General features: G+C 67.6%; 18 protein-coding genes. 5 read left to right on the plus strand and 13 right to left on the minus strand.

The features are described 5' to 3' along the window. Nucleotides 1–162: 162 nt before the first annotated feature. Together BEMPMBAN_RS23995 and BEMPMBAN_RS24000 are read right to left on the minus strand one after the other, a co-directional pair. Nucleotides 163–1,200 (minus strand): lipase family protein, encoded by a 1,038-nt coding sequence (locus BEMPMBAN_RS23995; protein WP_159233769.1) that lies wholly within the window; start codon nt 1,198–1,200, stop codon nt 163–165. Nucleotides 1,201–1,260: 60 nt separating this feature from the next. Beyond that, complete coding sequence (locus BEMPMBAN_RS24000; RefSeq protein WP_159233770.1) at nt 1,261–1,872, minus strand: TIGR03086 family metal-binding protein; 612 nt, start codon at nt 1,870–1,872, stop codon at nt 1,261–1,263. A gap of 51 nt (nt 1,873–1,923) precedes the next feature. On the opposite strand from BEMPMBAN_RS24000, the gene BEMPMBAN_RS24005 reads away from it, so the two are divergent. Genes BEMPMBAN_RS24005 through yhjD form a run of 3 tightly spaced genes read left to right on the plus strand, consistent with a single transcriptional unit; the run spans nt 1,924 to nt 4,479 of the window. Continuing rightward, nucleotides 1,924–2,364 (plus strand): MarR family winged helix-turn-helix transcriptional regulator, encoded by a 441-nt coding sequence (locus BEMPMBAN_RS24005; protein ID WP_159233771.1) that lies wholly within the window; start codon nt 1,924–1,926, stop codon nt 2,362–2,364. Between the two features lie 16 nt (nt 2,365–2,380). Beyond that, on the plus strand, nt 2,381–3,397 hold the full coding sequence (gene trpS / locus BEMPMBAN_RS24010) for a tryptophan--tRNA ligase (RefSeq protein WP_159233772.1): 1,017 nt from the start codon (nt 2,381–2,383) through the stop codon (nt 3,395–3,397). Between the two features lie 8 nt (nt 3,398–3,405). Then, nucleotides 3,406–4,479 (plus strand): inner membrane protein YhjD, encoded by a 1,074-nt coding sequence (gene yhjD, locus BEMPMBAN_RS24015; RefSeq protein WP_272952250.1) that lies wholly within the window; start codon nt 3,406–3,408, stop codon nt 4,477–4,479. A 76-nt stretch (nt 4,480–4,555) separates the two neighbouring features. Here the strand turns inward: yhjD and BEMPMBAN_RS24020 are convergent, their stop codons facing one another. Next, nucleotides 4,556–5,782: a D-alanyl-D-alanine carboxypeptidase family protein gene (locus BEMPMBAN_RS24020; RefSeq protein ID WP_159233773.1), complete on the minus strand. Its 1,227-nt coding sequence runs from the start codon at nt 5,780–5,782 to the stop codon at nt 4,556–4,558. Nucleotides 5,783–5,946: 164 nt separating this feature from the next. Between BEMPMBAN_RS24020 and BEMPMBAN_RS24025 the strand changes: the two genes are divergently transcribed. Beyond that, entirely contained in the window at nt 5,947–7,110 is a 1,164-nt protein-coding gene (locus BEMPMBAN_RS24025) for a metallophosphoesterase (RefSeq protein ID WP_159233774.1), read from the plus strand. 523 nt (nt 7,111–7,633) lie between these two features. Here BEMPMBAN_RS24025 and BEMPMBAN_RS24030 read toward each other — a convergent pair. The 4 genes from BEMPMBAN_RS24030 to BEMPMBAN_RS24045 all read right to left on the minus strand — a co-directional run bounded on the left by BEMPMBAN_RS24030 (nt 7,634) and on the right by BEMPMBAN_RS24045 (nt 11,130). Further along, the gene (locus BEMPMBAN_RS24030; protein WP_159233775.1) at nt 7,634–7,954 is read right to left on the minus strand and encodes a hypothetical protein; all 321 of its coding nucleotides are present in this window, start codon (nt 7,952–7,954) and stop codon (nt 7,634–7,636) included. A 167-nt stretch (nt 7,955–8,121) separates the two neighbouring features. Further along, complete coding sequence (locus BEMPMBAN_RS24035; RefSeq protein WP_159233776.1) at nt 8,122–9,132, minus strand: SMP-30/gluconolactonase/LRE family protein; 1,011 nt, start codon at nt 9,130–9,132, stop codon at nt 8,122–8,124. A 94-nt stretch (nt 9,133–9,226) separates the two neighbouring features. Continuing rightward, on the minus strand, nt 9,227–10,615 hold the full coding sequence (locus tag BEMPMBAN_RS24040) for an aspartate aminotransferase family protein (protein ID WP_159233777.1): 1,389 nt from the start codon (nt 10,613–10,615) through the stop codon (nt 9,227–9,229). Further along, nucleotides 10,612–11,130 (minus strand): Lrp/AsnC family transcriptional regulator, encoded by a 519-nt coding sequence (locus BEMPMBAN_RS24045; protein WP_159233778.1) that lies wholly within the window; start codon nt 11,128–11,130, stop codon nt 10,612–10,614. The genes BEMPMBAN_RS24040 and BEMPMBAN_RS24045 overlap by 4 nt, the downstream gene beginning before the upstream one ends. A gap of 121 nt (nt 11,131–11,251) precedes the next feature. On the opposite strand from BEMPMBAN_RS24045, the gene BEMPMBAN_RS24050 reads away from it, so the two are divergent. Then, a complete protein-coding gene (locus tag BEMPMBAN_RS24050) occupies nt 11,252–12,727 on the plus strand; it encodes a gamma-aminobutyraldehyde dehydrogenase (RefSeq protein ID WP_159233779.1) in 1,476 nt (491 codons plus the stop codon). 82 nt (nt 12,728–12,809) lie between these two features. Here BEMPMBAN_RS24050 and BEMPMBAN_RS24055 read toward each other — a convergent pair whose 3' ends face one another. The 6 genes from BEMPMBAN_RS24055 to BEMPMBAN_RS24080 all read right to left on the minus strand — a co-directional run bounded on the left by BEMPMBAN_RS24055 (nt 12,810) and on the right by BEMPMBAN_RS24080 (nt 19,812). Further along, nucleotides 12,810–13,670, minus strand: a complete 861-nt coding sequence (locus tag BEMPMBAN_RS24055; protein ID WP_159233780.1) for a universal stress protein — start codon at nt 13,668–13,670, stop codon at nt 12,810–12,812. A gap of 27 nt (nt 13,671–13,697) precedes the next feature. Further along, complete coding sequence (locus BEMPMBAN_RS24060; RefSeq protein WP_159233781.1) at nt 13,698–15,209, minus strand: APC family permease; 1,512 nt, start codon at nt 15,207–15,209, stop codon at nt 13,698–13,700. A 275-nt stretch (nt 15,210–15,484) separates the two neighbouring features. Further along, a complete protein-coding gene (locus tag BEMPMBAN_RS24065; RefSeq protein ID WP_159233782.1) occupies nt 15,485–17,044 on the minus strand; it encodes a PTS ascorbate transporter subunit IIC in 1,560 nt (519 codons plus the stop codon). A 19-nt stretch (nt 17,045–17,063) separates the two neighbouring features. Continuing rightward, a complete protein-coding gene (locus BEMPMBAN_RS24070) occupies nt 17,064–17,837 on the minus strand; it encodes a PTS sugar transporter subunit IIAB (RefSeq protein ID WP_159233783.1) in 774 nt (257 codons plus the stop codon). A 144-nt stretch (nt 17,838–17,981) separates the two neighbouring features. Beyond that, nucleotides 17,982–18,959 carry an LLM class flavin-dependent oxidoreductase gene (locus BEMPMBAN_RS24075; protein WP_159233784.1) on the minus strand — a complete coding sequence of 326 codons (978 nt, stop codon included), beginning with the start codon at nt 18,957–18,959 and terminating at the stop codon, nt 17,982–17,984. 238 nt (nt 18,960–19,197) lie between these two features. Further along, nucleotides 19,198–19,812 carry a TetR/AcrR family transcriptional regulator gene (locus tag BEMPMBAN_RS24080; protein ID WP_159233785.1) on the minus strand — a complete coding sequence of 205 codons (615 nt, stop codon included), beginning with the start codon at nt 19,810–19,812 and terminating at the stop codon, nt 19,198–19,200. Between the last annotated feature and the right edge of the window lie 14 nt (nt 19,813–19,826).

Here is a 19,826-nt window from a genome sequence, read left to right on the forward strand (position 1 = left end):
CCCCAGCCGTAACTACCAACCCGGCGACAAAACCACCCGCACCTATCGCAACCGCAAGCCCCAGCCGGCACCATAAGTGTCAGCGATGTCCCGAGACATAAGTGTCAACGATGTCCCGAGACACCACATCAACCTGCGCGTGACCAACTGCGCCGAAATCGCCTAGCAGCCTTGTCGGTTGGGCGTCTCCAGGGCGCCGTCGGCGCTTTCGATGGCGCCTCGTACCGTTTCGAGCACCTGCGGGTCCCAGGTCAGCGCGGACTCCCACGGCAGCCCTGCGGCGTCGGCGACGAAGATGCTGTGGGTGTCGTCGAAGACCGCGCAGCGACGGTGCGGCAGTACCCGGTCGGTGACGTCGGTGGCCAGCGCGCTGTGGCGTGACACCAGGCCGTCGTTCGGCCACGTCATCGGGTTCACCGGTTCCGGACGGGTGAAGCGGGCGCCGGCGATCAGCACGACGGGGATCCGGTCGAGCACCCCTGCCTGGTATTCGTTCCAGCCCTGCGGCCCCATCAGGTATCCCTGGTTGACCTCGCGTGCCGAGCCGGTCTGCAGCTGCAGCATCTCGTCCTGGAACGCTGTGGCGGCCTGCTCACAGAACGCGTCGCCCGCACAGTCCGACAGCGGGCGAAAGCCATTGGCGTAGTCGGACAGGTAGCTGCCCTGCCACGGGGTGCCCAGGGTGGTCAGTGACCGGATCCGCACAGGTGAATCCAGGCCTTGCAGCACCCGGAACGCCGCACGGGAGTACAGCCCACCCATGGAATGGCCGACGACGTCGACGACGTCGACACCGCGGGTCTCGTGCAGGTAGGTCAGGAACCGGGCCAGGTGCTCGCCGGCGAGGTCGATGGAGGCGGTCGAGTCGACGGTCATGTTCTCCGGCAGCGTGATCGGGCAGTCGCCGAAGGCGCCGAACCCGCCCTGATCGGTCACCGGGCCGCGCCCGGCCATCGCCGGTGAGGTGTAGACGGCGTAGCCGGCGTCGAGCAGGTGGCCACGCAGCGCGGTGTCGGTGTTGCCTGCGGCCAGGCCGGACGCACACCCGTCCCGCGGTGTCGTGAACGGGCTGACGGCCGCCCCGCCCGAGACGATGACCACCGCGTGCCCGGGGGATCGCGGTGCGCCGTGGGCGATTCCCGCGCCGAAGACGGCCGCGAACAGCAAGGCCAGGACCGCCGACCACTGACGCACGAGCATCCCCCAAGTCGTCGCACCGAATCGCGAGAATGCTACCGACTGCATGGGTCTCGGGACGCGTTATGCCGATGCCCGAGCCCAGTCCGGTCGCCGACCGAGATGACGCAGGATGTCTGCGAAGTCCCTGCCCTCGGCGGCGTCGAGGGCAGGGGCGAACGGAGAGTCGGCCGCCGCGCGGAATTCTCCGTCCGGTACCGCCATCGCGAGCGGCAGCACGGCGGTGACCACGTCGTCGGGCAACGTGAACGGCGTCTCGAGCGTCGCCGCGACATCCCAGGCGTGCACCACGTAGTCCACGAAGTGAAAACCCATCGCCATCTCACCGGGAACAGTGACGTCTGCACCGAACTCGGGTAGCGCGAACGGTGCGTCGTCTATCCCGTCGGCGGCGAATGCCGCCAGGACGTCGTGGGCCGCGGCGGCGTAGGTGCCCCCCGGATCGGCGACGATCGCCGCCGAGAACCGTTCGGTACGCCAGACCGCGGGGTCGGCGCCGTGACCGCGCGCTGCCGCGGCGAATCCGTGGTGCTGCGCGGTCATGTGGGTCAGCAGGTCCGCGAGGGTCCAGCCCGCACACGGGGTGGCGAGTCCGAGGTCGTCGGGCGAGACCGCGGCGACGACGTCGATGGAGGCGTGCACCGCGACGCGGTGCTGTAGGGAAAAGATAGTCATATGTAGATGATAAGCAACAGCTTATAATAGGGCAACGCCTACGCTCGTCGGATGGCCACCTCACCCCGGCGCCCGGACCTGGCAGCGATGCTCGCCCCGTTGCTGCGCGAGTTGATCGCCGCTGAGGCGCCGGTGCTCGCTGCCCACGGCCTGACGATGTGGGGCTACGTGGTGTTGTCGACGCTGGACCGGGGGGCGATGCGCACTCAGGCAGCGCTCGCCGAGGCCATCAACGCCGACAAGACCCGCATCATCCCCACCCTCGATGAATTGCAGCAGCGCGGTTACATCGAACGTTTCCCCGACCCGGAGGACCGTCGTGTGCGGCTTCTGGCGATCACCGAAAGCGGCCGCGCGGTCAAGGATGCGGCACAGGCCGAGATCCAGCGCGGCGAAGAGCGGTGGCTGGGGGAGTTGAGCCTCGACGAGCGGCGGATGTTCCTGAAAGCGCTGCGCCGGATGGCCCCCGACGGAATCGAACGGCGCGCATGAAAAACTGGACAGCACCATGAGCTCAAACACCAGGCCGGTCGTCTTCTCCGGCGCGCAACCCACCTCGGACTCCCTGCACCTGGGCAACGCGCTGGGTGCAGTGAGCCAGTGGGTCGCGCTGCAGGACGGTCACGACGCGTACTTCTGCGTCGTGGACCTGCACGCCATCACCATCCCGCAGGATCCCGAGACGCTGCGCCGACGCACCCTGGTCACGGCCGCGCAGTATCTCGCGCTCGGCGTCGACCCCGACCGGGCGACGGTCTTCGTCCAGAGTCATGTGCCCGCGCACGCCGAATTGGCTTGGGTGCTGGGCTGTTTCACCGGCTTCGGGCTGGCCTCGCGGATGACGCAGTTCAAGGACAAATCCCAGAAACAGGGCGCCGAAGCCACCACGGTCGGGCTGTTCACCTATCCGGTGCTGATGGCCGCCGACGTGTTGCTCTACGACACCGAGCTGGTGCCGGTCGGCGAGGATCAACGCCAGCACCTCGAGCTGGCCCGCGACGTCTCGCAGCGGGTCAACGCCCGCTTTCCCGACACGTTCGTCGTCCCCGAGGCGATGATCCCCAAAGCCACCGCCAAGATCTACGACCTGGCCGAACCGACGGCCAAGATGAGCAAGTCGGCCGCCACCGAGGCCGGCCTGATCAGCCTGCTCGACGATCCGGGCAAGACCGCCAAGAAGATTCGCTCCGCGGTCACCGACAGCGATCGGGAGATCCGGTTCGACCCCGAGGCCAAACCCGGGGTGTCCAACCTGCTGACGATCCAGTCGGCGGTGACGGGGGCCGACACTCACAAGCTCGTCGAGGGCTACGCCGGGCGTGGCTACGGCGATCTGAAGAAGGAGACCGCCGAGGCGGTGGTGGAGTTCGTCACGCCGATCAAGGCGCGGGTCGACGAGTTGCTCGCCGACCCGGCCGAATTGGAGAGCGTGCTGGCCAGGGGTGCCGCCCGGGCCCGGGAGGTGTCTGGGGAAACGTTGCGGCGCGTATATGACCGGTTAGGGTTCCTAGCACCGACGAGATAGGGGATCGGATGACTGCGCCGCCCACGCAGGTAGCCACCGGCGACTCGACGGACTCGGCCGATCCCGAGGAGAAGCCGGGCTTCCTGGATCGGCTGCGCGCCCGGATGCCGTGGTTCGACCATGTGATGCGCGCTCAGGAGCGGTACAAGGACTGCAAGGGCGACTTCTACGCCGCCGGCATCACCTACTTCACGATCTTCGCGCTCTTCCCGCTGTTGATGGTCGGCTTCGCCATCGGCGGCTTCGTGCTGGCCAGCAGGCCCGAGCTGCTCGCCGAGGTCGAGAACCAGATCAGGGGCGCCGTCAGCGGCGACCTCGGTCAGCAACTCGTCGAGCTGATGGAATCGGCGATCGACTCCCGTACCTCGGTGGGCATCATCGGTCTGGCCGCCGCCGCCTGGGCGGGTCTGGGCTGGATGGCCAACCTGCGCGAGGCGCTCAGCCAGATGTGGGGCGGCTTCCGTGGCGAATCGCCCGGCTTCCTCCGGACCAAGCTCTCGGATCTGGTGACGTTGCTCTCGGCGTTCGCCGCGATCGTCGCCACTATCGCGCTGACGGCGCTGGGCAGTACCTCGGTGATGAAGGATGTGCTGGGCTGGTTCGGTGTCGCCGACACCTCCGGGCTGAGCCTGCTGTTGCGCTCGGCGTCGGTTCTGGTGTCGGTTCTGGTGTCCTGGTTGCTGTTCACCCTGGTGATCGCCCGGTTGCCGCGGGAGTCGGTGAGCTTCCGCAGCAGTGTGCGGGCAGGGCTGATCGCCGCCGTGGCGTTCGAGATCTTCAAGCTCGTCGCCGCCATCTACCTACGCTCGGTGGTCACCGGTCCGGCGGGTGCGACGTTCGGTCCGGTGCTCGGCCTGATGGTTTTTGCCTACATCACCGCCAGGCTGATCCTGTTCGCCACCGCGTGGGCGGCGACGATGCCGGAGAACATGGGCGAGGATCTGCTGCCGGCTCCCGGGCCCGCGGTGATCAAGAACCGGATCATCACCCGCCCGGGGCTGGGGCCGTGGCAGGCCACCGCCGCGGTGGCCGCGGGTGCGCTCGGCGCGCTGAGCGTGACGCGGTGGCGCAAGCGTCAGTAGCTCCGCCGGAATTGCGTTCCAGCAGGCGTTGTTTCGGGATTTCGCTGCTGGAATACCGTTCCGGCGAGGCGTCGGATCAGCGCACCGGGCGGCGGTTGAGCGATCGGGCGCACATGATCAGGCTGAACACGATGATGGAGCCGATCACGCCCACCCCGACCCGCACCGGCAGCGCGTTGACGTCGGGCAGCGCCGCGTTGGCGTTGTTCATGACACCCGTGGTGCCCGCAGTGGCGGGGTCGGGCGGGATGGCGCCGAGTGAGGGGTCCGGCTCGATCAGGGTGCCCACCTTGGTTCCGGGCGGGGTCGCGAATCCGTAGTCGAGCAACCGGGCAGCCTGCTCCCAGGGGGCGATCGGCTGCCGGGTACCGCGCAGCAGCACGGCCACCAGGCGGCGGCCGTCGCGCTCGGCCGCGCCGACGAAGGTCTGCCTGGCATCGTCGGTGAAGCCGGTCTTGCCGCCGAGGGCGCCCGGGTAGTGCTCCAGCAGCTTGTTGTCGTTCTCGATCGGATAGCCGGTGCCGTCGCGTCCGGGGAACGTGGTCGAGCGGGTGGCGACGATGTCGGCGAAGACAGGGTTCTTCCAGGCGTACCGGTAGATCAGGCCGATGTCGTAGGCCGAGGTGCTCATGCCGGGGCCGTCGAGGCCGGACGGTGTGGCCACCCGGGTGTCGCGTGCTCCCAGCTTGCCTGCCAGGACGTTCATCTTGTTCAGGGCGTTGTCCATGCCGCCCAGTTGCATGGCCAGCGCGTGGGCGGCGTCGTTGCCCGAGTACATCAGCAGGCCGTGCAGCAGGTCGTTGATGGAGTAGAAGCCGCCTTCGCCGACGCCGACGTTCGTGCCTTCGACGGCAGCGTCCTCGGCGGTGCCGGGCACCACCTTGTGCAGGGGCAGGTCGCGGATCGCCTGCATCGCGGTGAGTGCCTTGATGATGCTGGCGGGGCGATGCCGACCGTGGGGGTCCCGGGCGGCGATGACGTCGCCGGTGTCGAGGTCGGCGACCAGCCAGGCCTCGGCGGAGATGTCGGTGGGCACGGGCGGGGTACCGGGCGCGGTGATGACGCCGCACCCGGACAGGGCGTCCCCGCCCAGTGGCTTGGCGGGTACCGGCAGTGGTTCCGGAGGGGGACCGACCTTCGGGATCTCCGAGGCGTCGACCGCGGGCGGCGTCGCCACCCGGTAGGGGCAGGTGTTGGCGTCCAGCACCGCGTCGGGCTCCGCGGCAGCGACCGGGGCCCCGATCAGCAGTGCCGCGATGACCAGCGCAGACACCCGCGCGGAGAGCTTTCTGAAGGTCGCCATCGTCTGCGCAGATTAGGCGATCCAGCCCCCGGGATCGGGGAGCCACGCGGTGACTGCTGTGGCGAGAGTTTCAAATGTGACTCAGGGGGAACGCACGAGACGGGCTCCCGATGGCGTGGTGGCTAGGCTGTCGGCAACCGCCTGGCGCGCAAAAAAGGACGTACATGTTCATAGTTGTCCTCGGCTCGATTCTCGGGCTGATGCACCTTTACGTCTGGAAGCGGATGGTGAAGGACACCACCCGGCCGGGCCGCACCCGATGGCTGTTGACGATCGTTCTGCTCGCGGCGTTTGCACTGTTGCTCGGCACCCTGGTCGGGCCGCGGGTCTTCGGTATCCCGGAAGCAGGCTGGTTCGCGTGGCCGGGGTACTTCTGGTTCGGGCTGATCGTGTACCTGTTTCTGACGCTGCTGGTGGTCGAACCGATCAGGCTGGCGCTCAGGGGCTGGGTCAAGCGCGGACAGTCCTCGGAGGAACAGGCGCCGTCGGTGCAGCGGCGGATCTTTCTCGCCCGTGCAGGAGCCGTGGCCGCCGGAGCCGCCGCGGTCGGTCTGGTCGGCACCGGAGCGGCCACCGCCCTGGGACCGCCGAAGGTGTTGCGCGTTCCGGTGCGGCTGAGCCGGCTCGACCCGACGTTCGACGGATTCCGTATCGCAGTGGTATCCGACATCCACCTCGGCCCGCTGCTGGGCCGTGCGCATACCGAGCGGATCGTCCGGATGATCAACGAGACCGAACCCGATCTGGTGGCGGTGGTGGGTGATCTGGTGGACGGGACGGTCGAGGAGCTCGGTTCCGCCGCGGCGCCGCTGCGTGACCTGCATTCGCGGGAGGGCTCGTTCTTCGTCACCGGCAACCACGAGTACTTCGTCGAACAGACCGCGCCGTGGCTGCGGGAGCTGGAACGACTCGGCCTACAGGTGTTGGACAACGAGAACACCCGGATCCGGCGGGGGACGGCCGCATTCGACCTCGCCGGCATCAACGACCCCGCCGGCGAGTCCCGTTCCGATCCACCGGACTTCGACCGGGCGCTGGCCGGGGTGGACCCTGCGGGGCCGACGATTCTGCTGGCCCACCAACCGGTGCAGGTGCAGCAGGCCGCCGAGCGGGGGGTGGACCTGCAGTTGTCCGGACACACCCACGGCGGCCAGATGTGGCCGTTCCACTACGTGGTGTCGCTGGCGCAGCCGGCGCTCGCCGGGCTCTCGACGGTGCAGAACACCCAGCTCTACGTCACCCGGGGGGCGGGGTTCTGGGGTCCGCCGGTCCGAGTGGGCGCGCCCCCCGACATCAGCGTGCTGGCGCTGCAGAGCGACCGCCCCTGACGGACTTCGGGCAGTGTGCGCGGCGTGTTTATCAAACCGTGACCGCGGGAATCTCTTATCAAGCTCACGGCTAACTCTGAGGGTGATGCACAGGTTCACCGAGCAAGGTGGAAGCAATAGCTGGGGGCGACCCTGGAGTTCTCAGCGGAAGGCGCTGATATGACGACCACAACCGCCGGCGCGACCGTGGTACATCTCGAGTCGCACCCTGCCTGGCTCCGAGCGCAACGTCGCGAGCGCGAACTCGCCGAAGCGATGCGCCGACACCCCTCGTTCCAATCCCGCAGTGAGCCCGTCGCACGCTGAGCCACCTGCATGAGAAGGGGGCGCCCCTGGTGGTGGGGGCGCCCCTTTCTGCACGGTTGCCGCCGGCATCGAGTTGGCTGGCAGAAATCGGGTGCAACACCCCAATTGTCATGCGCGAAAGCCCCTCCCACCACGCCCGGGGGCGTTCCTGCAGAGCTGACTCGGACGCACGAAAGGGGCACCCCATAGGGAGGGTGCCCCTTTCTGTGCGGCGTCGCTAGCGGACGTCGACGAAGAAGACCGTGCCCACTTCCTGCAGCACTGTGTCGATCTTGTTGCGGTTGTCGCCTTGGCGTCCGGGCACTGAGACCCATTCGCGGATGGCCGGGCCGGGGCGGACCGCAACCACTTCAGCTTCCGACAGTGGGGTGCTGGTCTGCCGATTGACGATGACGCGATTGCCGTCGGCTTCGATTCGGCTGATGGTGTCGGCGGCGCTATCGGTTCCGCTGGGGGCGGCCAGGGCGGGGGCGGCCAGACCGAGGACGGCGGCCGACAGTCCTGCCGCGACGGTGGTGGTGACTGCGAATTTCTTCATGGTCTGCTCTTCCCTGGTGTCGGGTCGGAGCCGTGGAGCGTGTCGCGCGGTTTCGACTTTCTTGGTGGTCCGTGGTGCTACATCGGTTTGAACCGGCAGGTCAGGGTATTAATTCCGCTGGCAGGAATTGATCGACGGGTGGCAGGAACCCGTCGGTTGAGCCCCGGTCAGAGGGCCGTTGCGGTGATGTCGGTGTAGCCGAGATACGGGGCGCCGATGCTGCCCATCCACAATCGGCCGTGCGCCTCGACGGCGCTGGTCACCATGCTGAACGACGGGTGCTCGGTGCGCAGGCCCGCGACGGCGTCCCCGGTGTCCGGGTCGAATGCCACCGCCCATACCACCGCCGCCGGCTTGGGCTGTAGCGGCTTGGGCAGTTGCCAGATCACCTTCCGCACCACCGGGGGGCCCGCGGCGAGCCGGTCGGCGAGCGGGTTGGCGGGAGTGACCATCGCACACCAGATCCGCCCGTCCGGGCCGGTGGACAGATTGTCGGGCATCGCAGGCAGATTCACCGCCAACGGCGTCACCGAACCCTGGCGCGGACCGGTCAGCCAGTACTTCGACAGCCGACGCCCCTGCGTCTCGGCCACTACCAGGGCCGAGCCGTCCGCGGTGGGCGTCACCCCGTTGGCGAAGTACAGCCCGTCGACGACACAGGTGACGGTGCCGTCGGGGTCGAGTCGGTAGAGATTCCCGTCGCCCCGGGCCTCCAGGATCGCGCCCACGTAGTCGGCCACCGTGAACGCGCTGGTGGATTCGGTGAAATAGACTGTGCCGTCGGCAGTTTCGGTGACATTGGAGCAGAACTGCAGGGCGCGGCCGGCGACGGAGTCGACCAGAGTCTCGATCTCGCCCGTCGCGGTGTCCAGCGCGAGCAGCCCCTTCGGGCTGTCGCAGACCAGCAGCCGACCGCTGCGTGCCACCGCCAATCCCAGTGGCCGCCCTCCGGTGTTGGCGACAACCTCCGGACCGCCACCGGGTGGCAGCCGGACGATGCTGCCGTCGAGCGTGCCCATCCACAGGCACCCTTCGGGGTCGACCACCACATCTTCGGGCTCGCCGCCGGGCACGCGGATCAGCGCGAGTTGGGCGGACGGGAACGCCGGCAGCGGATCAACGGGCGGTGCCTGCCAGCGAACCGGATCGATGGCGGGTCTTCTGCGCGTCAAAGCCACGCCCCAATTCTCGCCGGAACGGTATTCCAGCAGGCCGATTCTCGCGATTCTCGTGCTGGAATACCGTTCCGGCGAGGTGTTGGCGAGAGGGGGGCTACATTCTCCGGCTGGCTTCGGTGAGCACGCTGCGCAGGATGTCGTAGATGGCGTCGAACTCCTTCTGGCCACTGATCAGTGGGGGAGCCAACTGCACCACCGGGTCCCCACGGTCGTCGGCGCGGCAGTACAGGCCCGCCTCCCACAGTGCCGGGGTGAGGAATCCGCGCAGCAGCCGTTCGCTCTCCTCGTCGTCGAACGTCTCCTTGGTGGTCTTGTCTTTGACCAACTCGATGCCGTAGAAGAACCCCTCACCGCGCACGTCGCCGACGATCGGCAGTTCGGAGAGCTGCTCGAGCGTAGAGCGGAACGCCGGGGCCATCTGCTTGACGTGCTCGTTGATGCCCTCACGCTCGAAGATGTCGAGGTTGGCCAGCGCCACCGCAGAGGACACCGGATGCCCGCCGAACGTGTAGCCGTGTCCGAAGACGGTCTGCCCGTCGTTGAACGGCTCGAACAGCCGGTCGCTGGCGATCATCGCGCCGATCGGTGAGTAGCCCGACGTCAACCCCTTGGCGCAGGTGATGATGTCCGGCACGTAGTCGAAGTCGTTGCACGCGAACATCGATCCGATACGGCCGTAGGCGCAGATGACCTCGTCGGAGACCAGCAGCACGTCGTATTCGTCGCAGATCTCGCGGACCCGCTCGAAGTACCCGGGCGGCGGCGGGAAGCAGCCGCCGGCGTTCTGCACCGGCTCCAGGAACACCGCGGCGACGCTGTCGGGCCCCTCGAACTCGATGGCCTCGGCGATGCGGTCGGCGCAGTACCGGCCGAAGGCCTTGATGTCGGTGTCATAAGGCGCGGGAGCCCGGTAGAAGTTGGTGTTGGGCACCCGGAAACCGCCCGGCACCAGCGGCTCGAACGGGACCTTGAACGCCGGGATGCCGGTGATCGACAGCGCGCCCTGCGGGGTGCCGTGGTAGGCGATCGACCGCGAGACCACCTTGTGCTTACCGGGTTTGCCGGTGAGCTTGAAGTACTGCTTGGCCAGCTTCCACGCGCTCTCGACGGCCTCACCGCCGCCGGTGGTGAAGAACACCCGGTTCAGGTCACCCGGCGCGTACCCCGCGAGCCGTTCGGACAGTTCGATCGCGGTGGGCGTGGCGTAGGACCACAGCGGAAAGAACGCCAGCTTCTCGGCCTGCTTGGCGGCGGCCTCGGCGAGTTCCTTGCGGCCGTGGCCGACCTGCACCACGAACAGGCCCGAGAGCCCGTCGATGTAACTCTTGCCCTTGTCGTCGAAGATGTGCACGCCTTCGCCGCGGGTGATGATCGGTGGGTTGATGCCTTCGCCGTGCCGGGCGAAGTGCCCCCACAGGTGGCGGTTGGCCTTGGCTGCCAGGTCGGAGGTGGCGCTCTGGTCGGTTTCGGAGATGATCGTCATCGTGTACCCCAATTATATTGCTGTTTAACAAGTTTCAAATAGACAAGGGTCTCGGTGGATATCACTCCCGGCAGCGCGCGGATTCTGGTGTTGAGTAGTTCGAGCAGGCTGTCGTCGTCCTCGCAGACGACTTCGATGATGGCGTCGAACGACCCCGCGGTGAGCACCACGTAGTCGACCGATTCGATCGCGGCGAGCTTCTCGGCGATCTTGGTGGTGTCACCGGTGCACTTGATCCCGATCATCGCCTGCCGGGCGAAACCCAGCTGCATCGGATCGGTGACCGCGACGATCTGCATCACCCCGGCGTCGACCATGCGCTGCACCCGTTGCCGGACTGCAGCCTCGGAGAGGCCGACCGCCTTGCCGATGCCCGCGTAGGAGCGGCGGCCGTCCTGCTGCAGCTTCTCGATGATGGCTTTGGACAGGTCGTCGAGCTGGAACGCGGCGCCGGGGCGCGAGTTGACGCGGAATGAGACGGGTCCGACGGCGTGCGGAACCCCCGGATTGGCCATGCAGTGATTGTCACGGAATCCGTCGTGCCAAGCAACCATGACCATGAAATCACTTGTTTCGAGTGGTTGCCACAGCCGTAATACGTAGCCCTCGGGCGCGCTGTCGCGATAGCGTTGTGCCATGACTGTGGCAAGCAGCTGGATCGATGGCGCGCCGGTACCGACCGGGGGCGCCGAGCACACTGTGATCAACCCGGCGACCGGCGAGACCGTCGCCGACATGGCGTTGGCCCAGCCCGGCGACGTCGACGCCGCCGTCGCCTCGGCGCGCGCCGCATTGCGGGACTGGGCCGGCGCCACCCCCGCCGAGCGGTCGGCGGTGCTGGCCAAGTTGGCGAAGTTGGCCGACGAGGCCACCGACGTGCTGATCGCCGAAGAGGTCAGCCAGACGGGGAAGCCGGTGCGGTTGGCACGAGAGTTCGACGTCCCCGGCAGCGTCGACAACATCGACTTCTTCGCCGGGGCCGCGCGCCACCTCGAGGGCAAGGCGTCGGCGGAGTACTCCGGCGATCACACCTCCTCGATCCGCCGCGAGGCCGTCGGAGTGGTCGCCACGATCACCCCGTGGAACTACCCGCTGCAGATGGCGGTGTGGAAGGTGCTGCCCGCGTTGGCCGCCGGGTGCAGTGTCGTGATCAAACCGGCCGAGCTCACCCCGTTGACGACGCTGACGCTGGCGCGCCTGGCCACCGAGGCCGGCTTGCCCGACGGGGTGTTCAACGTCGTCACCGGCGCCGGCGGGGACGTCGGCGCCGCGCTGGCCGGCCACCCGGGCGTCGACATGGTGACGTTCACCGGGTCCACGGCCGTGGGGCGTCGCGTCATGCTGGCGGCGGCTGAGCACGGCCACCGCACCCAGCTGGAGCTCGGCGGCAAGGCGCCGTTCGTGGTGTTCGACGACGCGGACCTCGACGCGGCGATCCAGGGCGCGGTCGCCGGGGCGCTGATCAACACCGGCCAGGACTGCACGGCCGCGACCCGCGCGATCGTGGCACGTGATCTGTACGACGACTTCGTCGCGGGTGTGGGCGAGGTGTTCTCGAAGGTGGCTGTCGGCGACCCGCACGATCCGGAGACCGACCTGGGTCCGCTGATCACGGCGGCGCACCGGAACAAGGTGGCGGGCATGGTGGAGCGGGCGCCCGGTGAGGGCGGACGGGTGGTGACCGGTGGTGTGGCGATCGACGGGCCCGGCTCGTTCTACCGGCCGACGCTGATCGCCGACGTGGCCGAGTCGTCGGAGGTGTACCGCGAGGAGATCTTCGGTCCGGTGCTGGTGGCCAGGTCGTTCACCGACGACGACGACGCCATCCGGCAGGCCAACGACACGCAGTATGGCCTGGCCGCCTCGGCGTGGACGCGTGACGTCTACCGTGCGCAGCGGGCGTCACGGGAGATTCACGCCGGCTGCGTGTGGATCAACGACCACATCCCGATCATCTCGGAGATGCCGCACGGTGGTTTCGGCGCCTCCGGGTTCGGCAAGGACATGAGCCAGTACTCGCTCGAGGAGTACCTGTCGATCAAGCACGTGATGAGCGACATCACCGGTGCGGCCGACAAGGACTGGCACCGAACAGTTTTCACGAAGCGGTAGGCGGGCGCGAAATATCATTCCGGGTCGTGATCGCGGGCTCGGTCACAGCCCGGAATGATATTTCGCGGGGAGCCCACCGCGGCTAGGCCTCGCGCGGGACGACGATCACCGGCACGTCGACCCCGGCCAGGATGCGCGCCGCCGTCGACCCCAGGAAGATCCGCCGCGGCGAGCCGAAGCGGCTGGAGCCGACGACAAGCAGATCACCGTCGTCCCAGTTGAGTTTCTTCAGCGCCGACTCGAGCGTCATGCCGTCGGCGACCAGCGACGCGATCTCGGGAGCGTCGGGCAGCGCGTGGGCCGCGAGCAGCAGGTTCTCCTCGGCCGCGACCACCTGCAGTTGCCGAACCTCCCTGGCACTGTCCGCCTCGGCGAGGTTCTCCGCCGAGACCAGCGACAGCATGCGGATGGGTAGCCCGGCCGCACTGGCCAGGGTGATCGCGAACGGCAACGGGTTGTCCTCACCCGGCCGCGTCGGCACCGCGGCGGTGACGGCCTCGATCACCTCGTCGGGGTCCTCGGCGTAGCCGCGCGGCGCCAGCGCCACCGGGATCGGTGAGGAGTGCAGCAGCGCGCCGGTGACCGGCCCGATGGTGTGCCGGCCGAAGAACCCGTCGCGCGCGCCGCCGACCACGATCAGGTCCGACGACTTCTGCACCGCGAAGTCGATCAGCGACTGGGCGAACGACTCGCCGACGGTCACCGTCGACTCGGCGGCCACCCCGTCCTCGGCGAGCAGCGAGATCGCCCTGGAGACCCACTGCTCGCCGCGCTCGACGAGCATCCGCTGATACTCCGCACGACCGGGGTGGCCGTCGGGAAGTTCCTCGCGGACGACGAGCACGACGTCGACGTCGGCGCCGAACGTCTTGGCCAGCGCGCTGGCCAGTGCGACCCCGTCGTCGCCGGTCGGGGTGGCTAGGTAGCCGACGGTCAAATGCATTGCGGGTCCTGCTCTTTCAGTGATGGTTCAGTAGACGTCCGGGACCTTGACTTCGGTACTCGCGTTCAGCGTCTCACCGCGGAAGAACCGCTTGGTGCCGAATGCGAAGCATGCCAGCATCAGGGGGATGCCGAGGNCCAGCATCCCGATGCCGAGTACGAACACCCCGCCCACGGGACCGAATGCGGTGTAGCCGTAGTCGGGCTGGATCATGTCCTTGGCGCTGATGCCGAACGCCACAGCCATGGACAGCCCGCCCAGTAGCGGGAAGATCCCACGGAAGAAGAGATTTCGGGCCGAGGTGAACAGCGTCCTGCGGAAGTACCAGACACAGGCGAAGGCGGTAATTCCGTAGTAGAACGCTACGGCCAGGCCCAGCGAGGCCACCGAGTCGAGCAGCGCATTCTCCGACAGGAGCGTCAACACCAGGTAGAAACTCAGCGCCGCGACGCCCATCACGACGGTGCCGAACGCCGGGGTCATGTAGCGGGGGTGGACGTTGGCGAACCGCTTGGGGATGGCCTCGTAGACCGCCATCGACAGCGAACCGCGGGCGGTCGGCAGGATCGTGGTCTGCGTCGACGACAGCGCCGACACTGACACGGTGAGCAACAGGGCGGAGGCGGCGATCGACCCGGCGACCGGTCCACCGAGCACAGTGAGCACATCGTCGGTGTTGTTCGGGTTGTTCAGGCCGATTCCGACGTAGCCGAAGCCGGCGAACGACTGAATCGCGAAGGCGACCAGCACGTAAGTGCACACCAGGATCACTGTGGTGATCAGTGCCGCGATGCCGGGGGTCTTGCCCGGGTCCTTGGTTTCCTCACCGACGGCCAGGCAGGCGTCCCAGCCCCAGTAGATGAAGATGCACAAGATGATCGCGGCGGCGATCGACGACGCGTCCAGGCCGCTGGGCCAGAGCCACGACAGCTGCGGTGAGATGGCCTGGGCGCCGGCGTTGCCCGCAAAAACCCGGATGAGCGCGATGACGCTGATGGTGATCAGCACTCCGAACTGAATGGCGATCAGGATGTTCTGGATCCGTTCGCTGACGACGATGCCGCGCGCCGACACCACCGTCATCGCGATGATGAAGAAGCACCCGAGGCCGACCTTGGAGAACACATTTTCGGCGAGGCCGTCGAGGCCGAGGAAGTTGAACAGGTAGATCGCGGCGATCTCGGCGACGTTCGCGAGCACGATGATCGCCGATACGGCCAGACCCCAGCCGCCGATCCACCCGATCCATGGACCGAATGCCTTGGTGCCCCAGGTGAAGGTGGTGCCACAGTCGGGGGTGTCCTGGGACAGCTCCTTGTAGGCGAACGCGACGAGCAGCATCGGGATGAATGCCAGCACGAACATTGACGGCGCCTTCTCGCCGACCGCCAGCACGACGTAGCCGAGCGTGGCCGCGAGGCTGTAGGCGGGTGCGACGGCGGCCAGGCCGATCACCACATTGCCGACGAGACCGAGCGCACCTGCCTGCAGGCCCTTGCCGCCGACCGCGGGAGCCGCCGGCCCCTCCGTGAGTGTCATGCGCGCAATATACGGTTCCGGTGGTGTTTACGCGCGCTGTACGCGGAAATCGTCGGAGATGGGTTGAGTGGCGACGAAATCCGTCCCGACGCAGCGAGACTCCGCCGGCTTCCTGCTCGGACTGGCGCGGCGCTACGGTCCCGGGTTGTTCGAGCTGGGCAGGCTGGGTCTGGCGCGCCTCCCCCTTGTCCCGCGAGCGCGCATGTTTGCACACCGACGCGCCGTAACTCTTGGCAGTTGGCGCGCGCTCGCGGCCGCCGAGCGCTGCGTGCCGGTCATTCCGGCGGCGGTGGCGGTGCCGGTGCACCCTTCGGAGCCGGGATCTTCGGGTAGCTGCGGGCACCGGTGACCGCAGTGCCGGCCGCGGACTCCGCGGAGCCGACGGGTGCGGCGCGGCCCGGCGACGGATCCCAGCCGGTGTCGACGAGCTTGCGCTGCACGGCGATGGCCAGCCCCAGCAGCGCCGCAGCGATCATCAACATCACCACCACACCCCAGACCGTGCCCAGTTTGGCGGCGTTGCCCAGCAGGATCCCGTACCAGCCGAAGTCGGCGTCGCCGAAGGTGGTGTTCTCTTCACCGAACGAGCCGAGCACCCGGACCAGCAGTGCCGGCAGGAAGGTGATCAGCAGACCGTTGACGAAGCCGCCCGCGATCGCCCCCCGGCGGCCTCCGGTGGCGTTGCCGTACACGCCGGCAGCGCCGCCGGTGAAGAAGTGCGGGACCAACCCGGGCAGCACCAGCACCCAGCCGAACGCCGGACCCAGCCACAGTGACAGCACGGCCAGCCCCGCCAGTCCGGCCACGAAGCTGGAGATGAACCCGATGAGCACGGCATTCTGGGCGAAGGGGAAGACGATCGGCGCGTCGAGGGCGGGCACCGCGCCCGGGACCATCCGCTCGGCGATGCCCTGGAACGCCGGCACCAGTTCGCCGAGGATGGTTCGCACTCCGAACAGGATCACGGCGACCGCGACGCCGAAGCTCAGGCCCTGCGTCACCCCCATCATCAGGTAGTTGCCGACCCCGCTGGCCGCGCCGGCGCCGGTGTCGTCGGCGAACGCCTCGAACGCCGTGTCCTGTCCGGCCCTGGCGAGGTAGACCAGCGAGACGATCACATACATCAGCACCATCGACAGCGCTGTTGCCACCATCGAATCCCGGAGAAAGCGAAGGGATTCCGGAAGCTTGAGATCCTCGGTGGACCGGCTCTTGGCACCGCCGACGAACCGTCCGGTGATGCCCGATGCGATGTAACCGAGGGTGCCGAAGTGCCCGATCGCGATGCTGTCGTCCCCGGTGATGCGTTTGGTCCACGGCTGGGAGATGGCCGGCAGCGCCACCATCACGACACCCAGCAGCAGCCCGCCGACCAGTACGACCGTGACTGCGGGCAGCCCCGAGGTCGCCAGCACGATCGTCAGCAGGGTGGCCATGAACAGCGTGTGATGGCCGGTCAGGAACACGTAGTGCAACGGGGTGAACCGTGCCAACAACAGGCTGATGGCAAAACCGAGGATCATCAACCAGGCGACCTGGCCACCGAACTGGTCCTGCGCGATGCCGACGATGGCCTCATTGGTGGGCACGACGCCCTGACTACCGGCGGCGCCCTGGATCATCACCCCCAGTGGTTGCAGGGACGACACCACCAGGGTGGCGCCTGCGCCGATCAGCAGGAAGCCGAGGGTGGCCTTCAGTGCCCCGCCGATCACCTGCCCGGTGGACTTGCGCAGCGCGATCAGGCCGACGGCGGTGATGATGCCGATGAGATAGGCTGGTACGGAAAGGATTTCGTTGACGATGAACTCGGCGATGCCGACCAGCCAATTCACAGTGAACTCCTTGGTGATGTCAGACGTCGTAGGAGTCGCGCAGGGTGGTGTCCACTTCGCGCGTGGAGGTGAAGTTCTCGATCACCTTGACCGGCACGCCGATGTCGCCCAGGGTCCTGGCGATTTCGCCGGAGGTCAGAATGAGGTCGGCCTCTTTGGCTCTGCCCTTGGCGGAAATGGTGTCGGTGGCCTCGACTCTGATGAACTGCGCCCAGCCCCAGGTGGAGAGCACCTGCTCCAGGGTGTTCTTCAGAAACAGGCTGGTGCCCAGGCCGTTTCCGCAGACCGTCAGGATCAGGTTCTTGGGCTGCGCCGCCCCGGCCGGGGCGGCGCTGGTGGGCGGCGCCGTGGCCCCCAGCGCTGTCAGCAGCTCTGCCGGCGTCGCTGCGGTGTCCAGGGCGGCGCGTCGGTCGGCATCACCGAGCAGTTTCGCCAGCTCGGCCATCGCGGTGTTGTGCGCACCGGAATCGGTGGCGGCCAGCGCGACGACCAGAGACACCGGATCATTGGTCTTGTGCCCGAAGGTAACTGGCTGTGCCAGCCGAACCCAGGACATGCCGGTGTGGTGGACCGCAGCAGACGGTCGAGCGTGGGCGAACGCGAATCCCGGGGCCACCACGATGTAGGGCCCGTTGGACTCCACGTTGTCGATCATCGACTGCGTGTAGGCCGCGTCGGCGATGCCGGCGCGTTCCAGCAGTCCTCCGGCCGCGACGATCGATTCCTGCCAGGTGTCGGCTGCTACGTCGAGTTCGATGCACTGCGCGGAGAGCAGCTCGAGCAAGTCGGCCATGGCCGAACGATACCCAAACCGACCACGGTTGTTGGGTGGTTTGCCCTGTGCACCCTGCCCCGCGAGCGGGCGTGTTTGCACGCCGACGCGCCGCGAACTCTGGCACGTGGCGCACGCTCGTGGCCGACGAGCGCGCCCGAACCGTCAATCCGCCGCTAGCTGCGGTATGACGTGCTCTGCGAAGCTCCGTAACGAGTCCATAGCCAGCGCCGCATCGCCGATCGCCTCGTGGTAGACGGCGATCCGGCGCGCACCAGTTTCGATGATGAAATCGCCGAGCTTGTCGACGACGTATCCCACCGATCCGACGATCGCCCCGGCTGCGACCATGTCGGCCATAGCATCGGCGTCAATTGGGGCGCCGTCAGGCCCGAAGTGGCGTGCGGGGGCCTGTGGGACGTGGGGATGTTCACCGTCGCGGAATGATTGACGCAGGGCCGCCCTCAAGCGTTCGCGGGCATCGGGTGCATCGTTGACGACGGCGATGATGGTGTGCAGGTGGTCGGGATCTGCGCCGCTGATGTCGCGGTAGCGCTTCTCCAGAGCCGTCCGGGCGGCAACCGGAGTGGCGAAATAGTGTTGCAGTGCAAGGCTGTTGGTGGCCGCGCACTTCACGCCGGCCTCGCTGCTGGTGGCCATCAGCAGCGAGGGGTGTGGGCTGGTGCGCGGCGGCGGCTGGATTTCGGCAGGTTCCCGCGGCGTCGACCAGATGTCGAGGAGCCGGGTCGCGGTGGCCTGCGGTTCGTCGTCCCAACGGGTGAAGTCGATGTCGAGGAGTTCGTAGTCGCGGCGGTAACCACCCCGGCCAAGGCCGAGTTCGAACCGGCCCTGGCTGAGATGATCAAGAAGCGCTGTACGCTCCGCGAGTTCGACGGGATGGCACAGCGGAGACAACACCACTGAGGTCCCGACGCGAATGGTGTGGGTGCGTCCGAGCAGGAACGCAGCGGTCGTCAGCGCGCTCGGATTGATGCCGAATCGGATGAAATGGTGTTCGGTGACCCACAGTTCGTCGTAGTGCAGCTCCTCGGCGAGGGATGCCTGGGACAGGGTGCTGTCGAAGATGTCCTCAGGTGTCTCGCCGAGAGCTGCTCCCATGTTGAGCAGAACGCCAAATCGCATATGAGTTAGGGTAGCCTAACTCGACGACATCGGGTGGGCTACGCCGCGACAGCCCGCCCAGGACACGCACTTCACCGACCTGACGTTTTGGCCAAGCGGTACACCAGCCGGGTCAGCAGCGACGCGCGGGCGGGTGGCAACGGGGTGAAACGTGTTGTCGTCATCCAGGTGAGACGAGACGGCGCGTGAAAGTGTGACAGTCAGTCGCGGCTTCACTGGACGAGCGCCGACCGCGTGCTCAAGCAGGATTGTCGCCGGAATTGAACTGTTGGGTGGCGCCCAGCATTCCGAAGAACTGCCCGGCGAGCCAGTCGACCAGGGTGTCGCGGCTCACCGTGGGCTGGTGCAACCACTGCAGCGTGGCCTCCTCGATCACCGGCATCCAGCACCAGAGCGTGAGCTCGGTGAGTGGATCGACGTCGTTCAGTCCGGCGCGTGTCTTGATATGGCTGACGACGGCGGTGCGCACCTCGCCGAGCAGGTCGCCGGCCTCGGGTGAGATGGCCGAGCTGTTCCGAAACAGCGCCGTGACCGCTGACTTGTGTTGCACCGCGAAGTCGATGAACTCGCCGACGTTCTGCCGCGCCTGCTCAAATGCGCTCCCCTCCGGTAGCGCAGTCAACCGCTCCACCAGACCGTCGATGGCAACCCGCGACGCTGCCGCGAACAGCTGCGCAGGGTTCTCGAAGTAGCGGTAGAACAGCGCACGAGAGACGTCGGCGGCCTCGGTGATGTCGTCGACCGACACCCGTTCGTACGGGCGGGTGCTGTAGAGCTCGATCGCCACTTCGACGAGCTGCTGGCGACGTTGTTCCGGTTGCAGGCGCCGGGGGCTCCGCGCACGTCGGGTCACATCGCTCACCGTAA

The sequence above is a fragment of the Mycolicibacterium austroafricanum genome, assembly GCF_902705885.1.
In the GTDB taxonomy this organism is placed as follows: Bacteria; Actinomycetota; Actinomycetes; order Mycobacteriales; family Mycobacteriaceae; genus Mycobacterium; species Mycobacterium vanbaalenii_A.

What these genes read in the sequence shown, in the direction of transcription:
- BEMPMBAN_RS23995 (WP_159233769.1), bottom strand. Translation starts at nt 1,200, where the DNA reads ATGCTCGTGCGTCAGTGGTCGGCGGTCCTGGCCTTGCTGTTCGCGGCC.
- BEMPMBAN_RS24000 (WP_159233770.1), bottom strand. Translation starts at nt 1,872, where the DNA reads ATGACTATCTTTTCCCTACAGCACCGCGTCGCGGTGCACGCCTCCATC.
- BEMPMBAN_RS24005 (WP_159233771.1), top strand. Translation starts at nt 1,924, where the DNA reads ATGGCCACCTCACCCCGGCGCCCGGACCTGGCAGCGATGCTCGCCCCG.
- trpS (WP_159233772.1), top strand. Translation starts at nt 2,381, where the DNA reads ATGAGCTCAAACACCAGGCCGGTCGTCTTCTCCGGCGCGCAACCCACC.
- yhjD (WP_272952250.1), top strand. Translation starts at nt 3,406, where the DNA reads ATGACTGCGCCGCCCACGCAGGTAGCCACCGGCGACTCGACGGACTCG.
- BEMPMBAN_RS24020 (WP_159233773.1), bottom strand. Translation starts at nt 5,782, where the DNA reads ATGGCGACCTTCAGAAAGCTCTCCGCGCGGGTGTCTGCGCTGGTCATC.
- BEMPMBAN_RS24025 (WP_159233774.1), top strand. Translation starts at nt 5,947, where the DNA reads ATGTTCATAGTTGTCCTCGGCTCGATTCTCGGGCTGATGCACCTTTAC.
- BEMPMBAN_RS24030 (WP_159233775.1), bottom strand. Translation starts at nt 7,954, where the DNA reads ATGAAGAAATTCGCAGTCACCACCACCGTCGCGGCAGGACTGTCGGCC.
- BEMPMBAN_RS24040 (WP_159233777.1), bottom strand. Translation starts at nt 10,615, where the DNA reads ATGACGATCATCTCCGAAACCGACCAGAGCGCCACCTCCGACCTGGCA.
- BEMPMBAN_RS24045 (WP_159233778.1), bottom strand. Translation starts at nt 11,130, where the DNA reads ATGGCCAATCCGGGGGTTCCGCACGCCGTCGGACCCGTCTCATTCCGC.
- BEMPMBAN_RS24050 (WP_159233779.1), top strand. Translation starts at nt 11,252, where the DNA reads ATGACTGTGGCAAGCAGCTGGATCGATGGCGCGCCGGTACCGACCGGG.
- BEMPMBAN_RS24055 (WP_159233780.1), bottom strand. Translation starts at nt 13,670, where the DNA reads ATGCATTTGACCGTCGGCTACCTAGCCACCCCGACCGGCGACGACGGG.
- BEMPMBAN_RS24070 (WP_159233783.1), bottom strand. Translation starts at nt 17,837, where the DNA reads ATGGCCGACTTGCTCGAGCTGCTCTCCGCGCAGTGCATCGAACTCGAC.
- BEMPMBAN_RS24075 (WP_159233784.1), bottom strand. Translation starts at nt 18,959, where the DNA reads ATGCGATTTGGCGTTCTGCTCAACATGGGAGCAGCTCTCGGCGAGACA.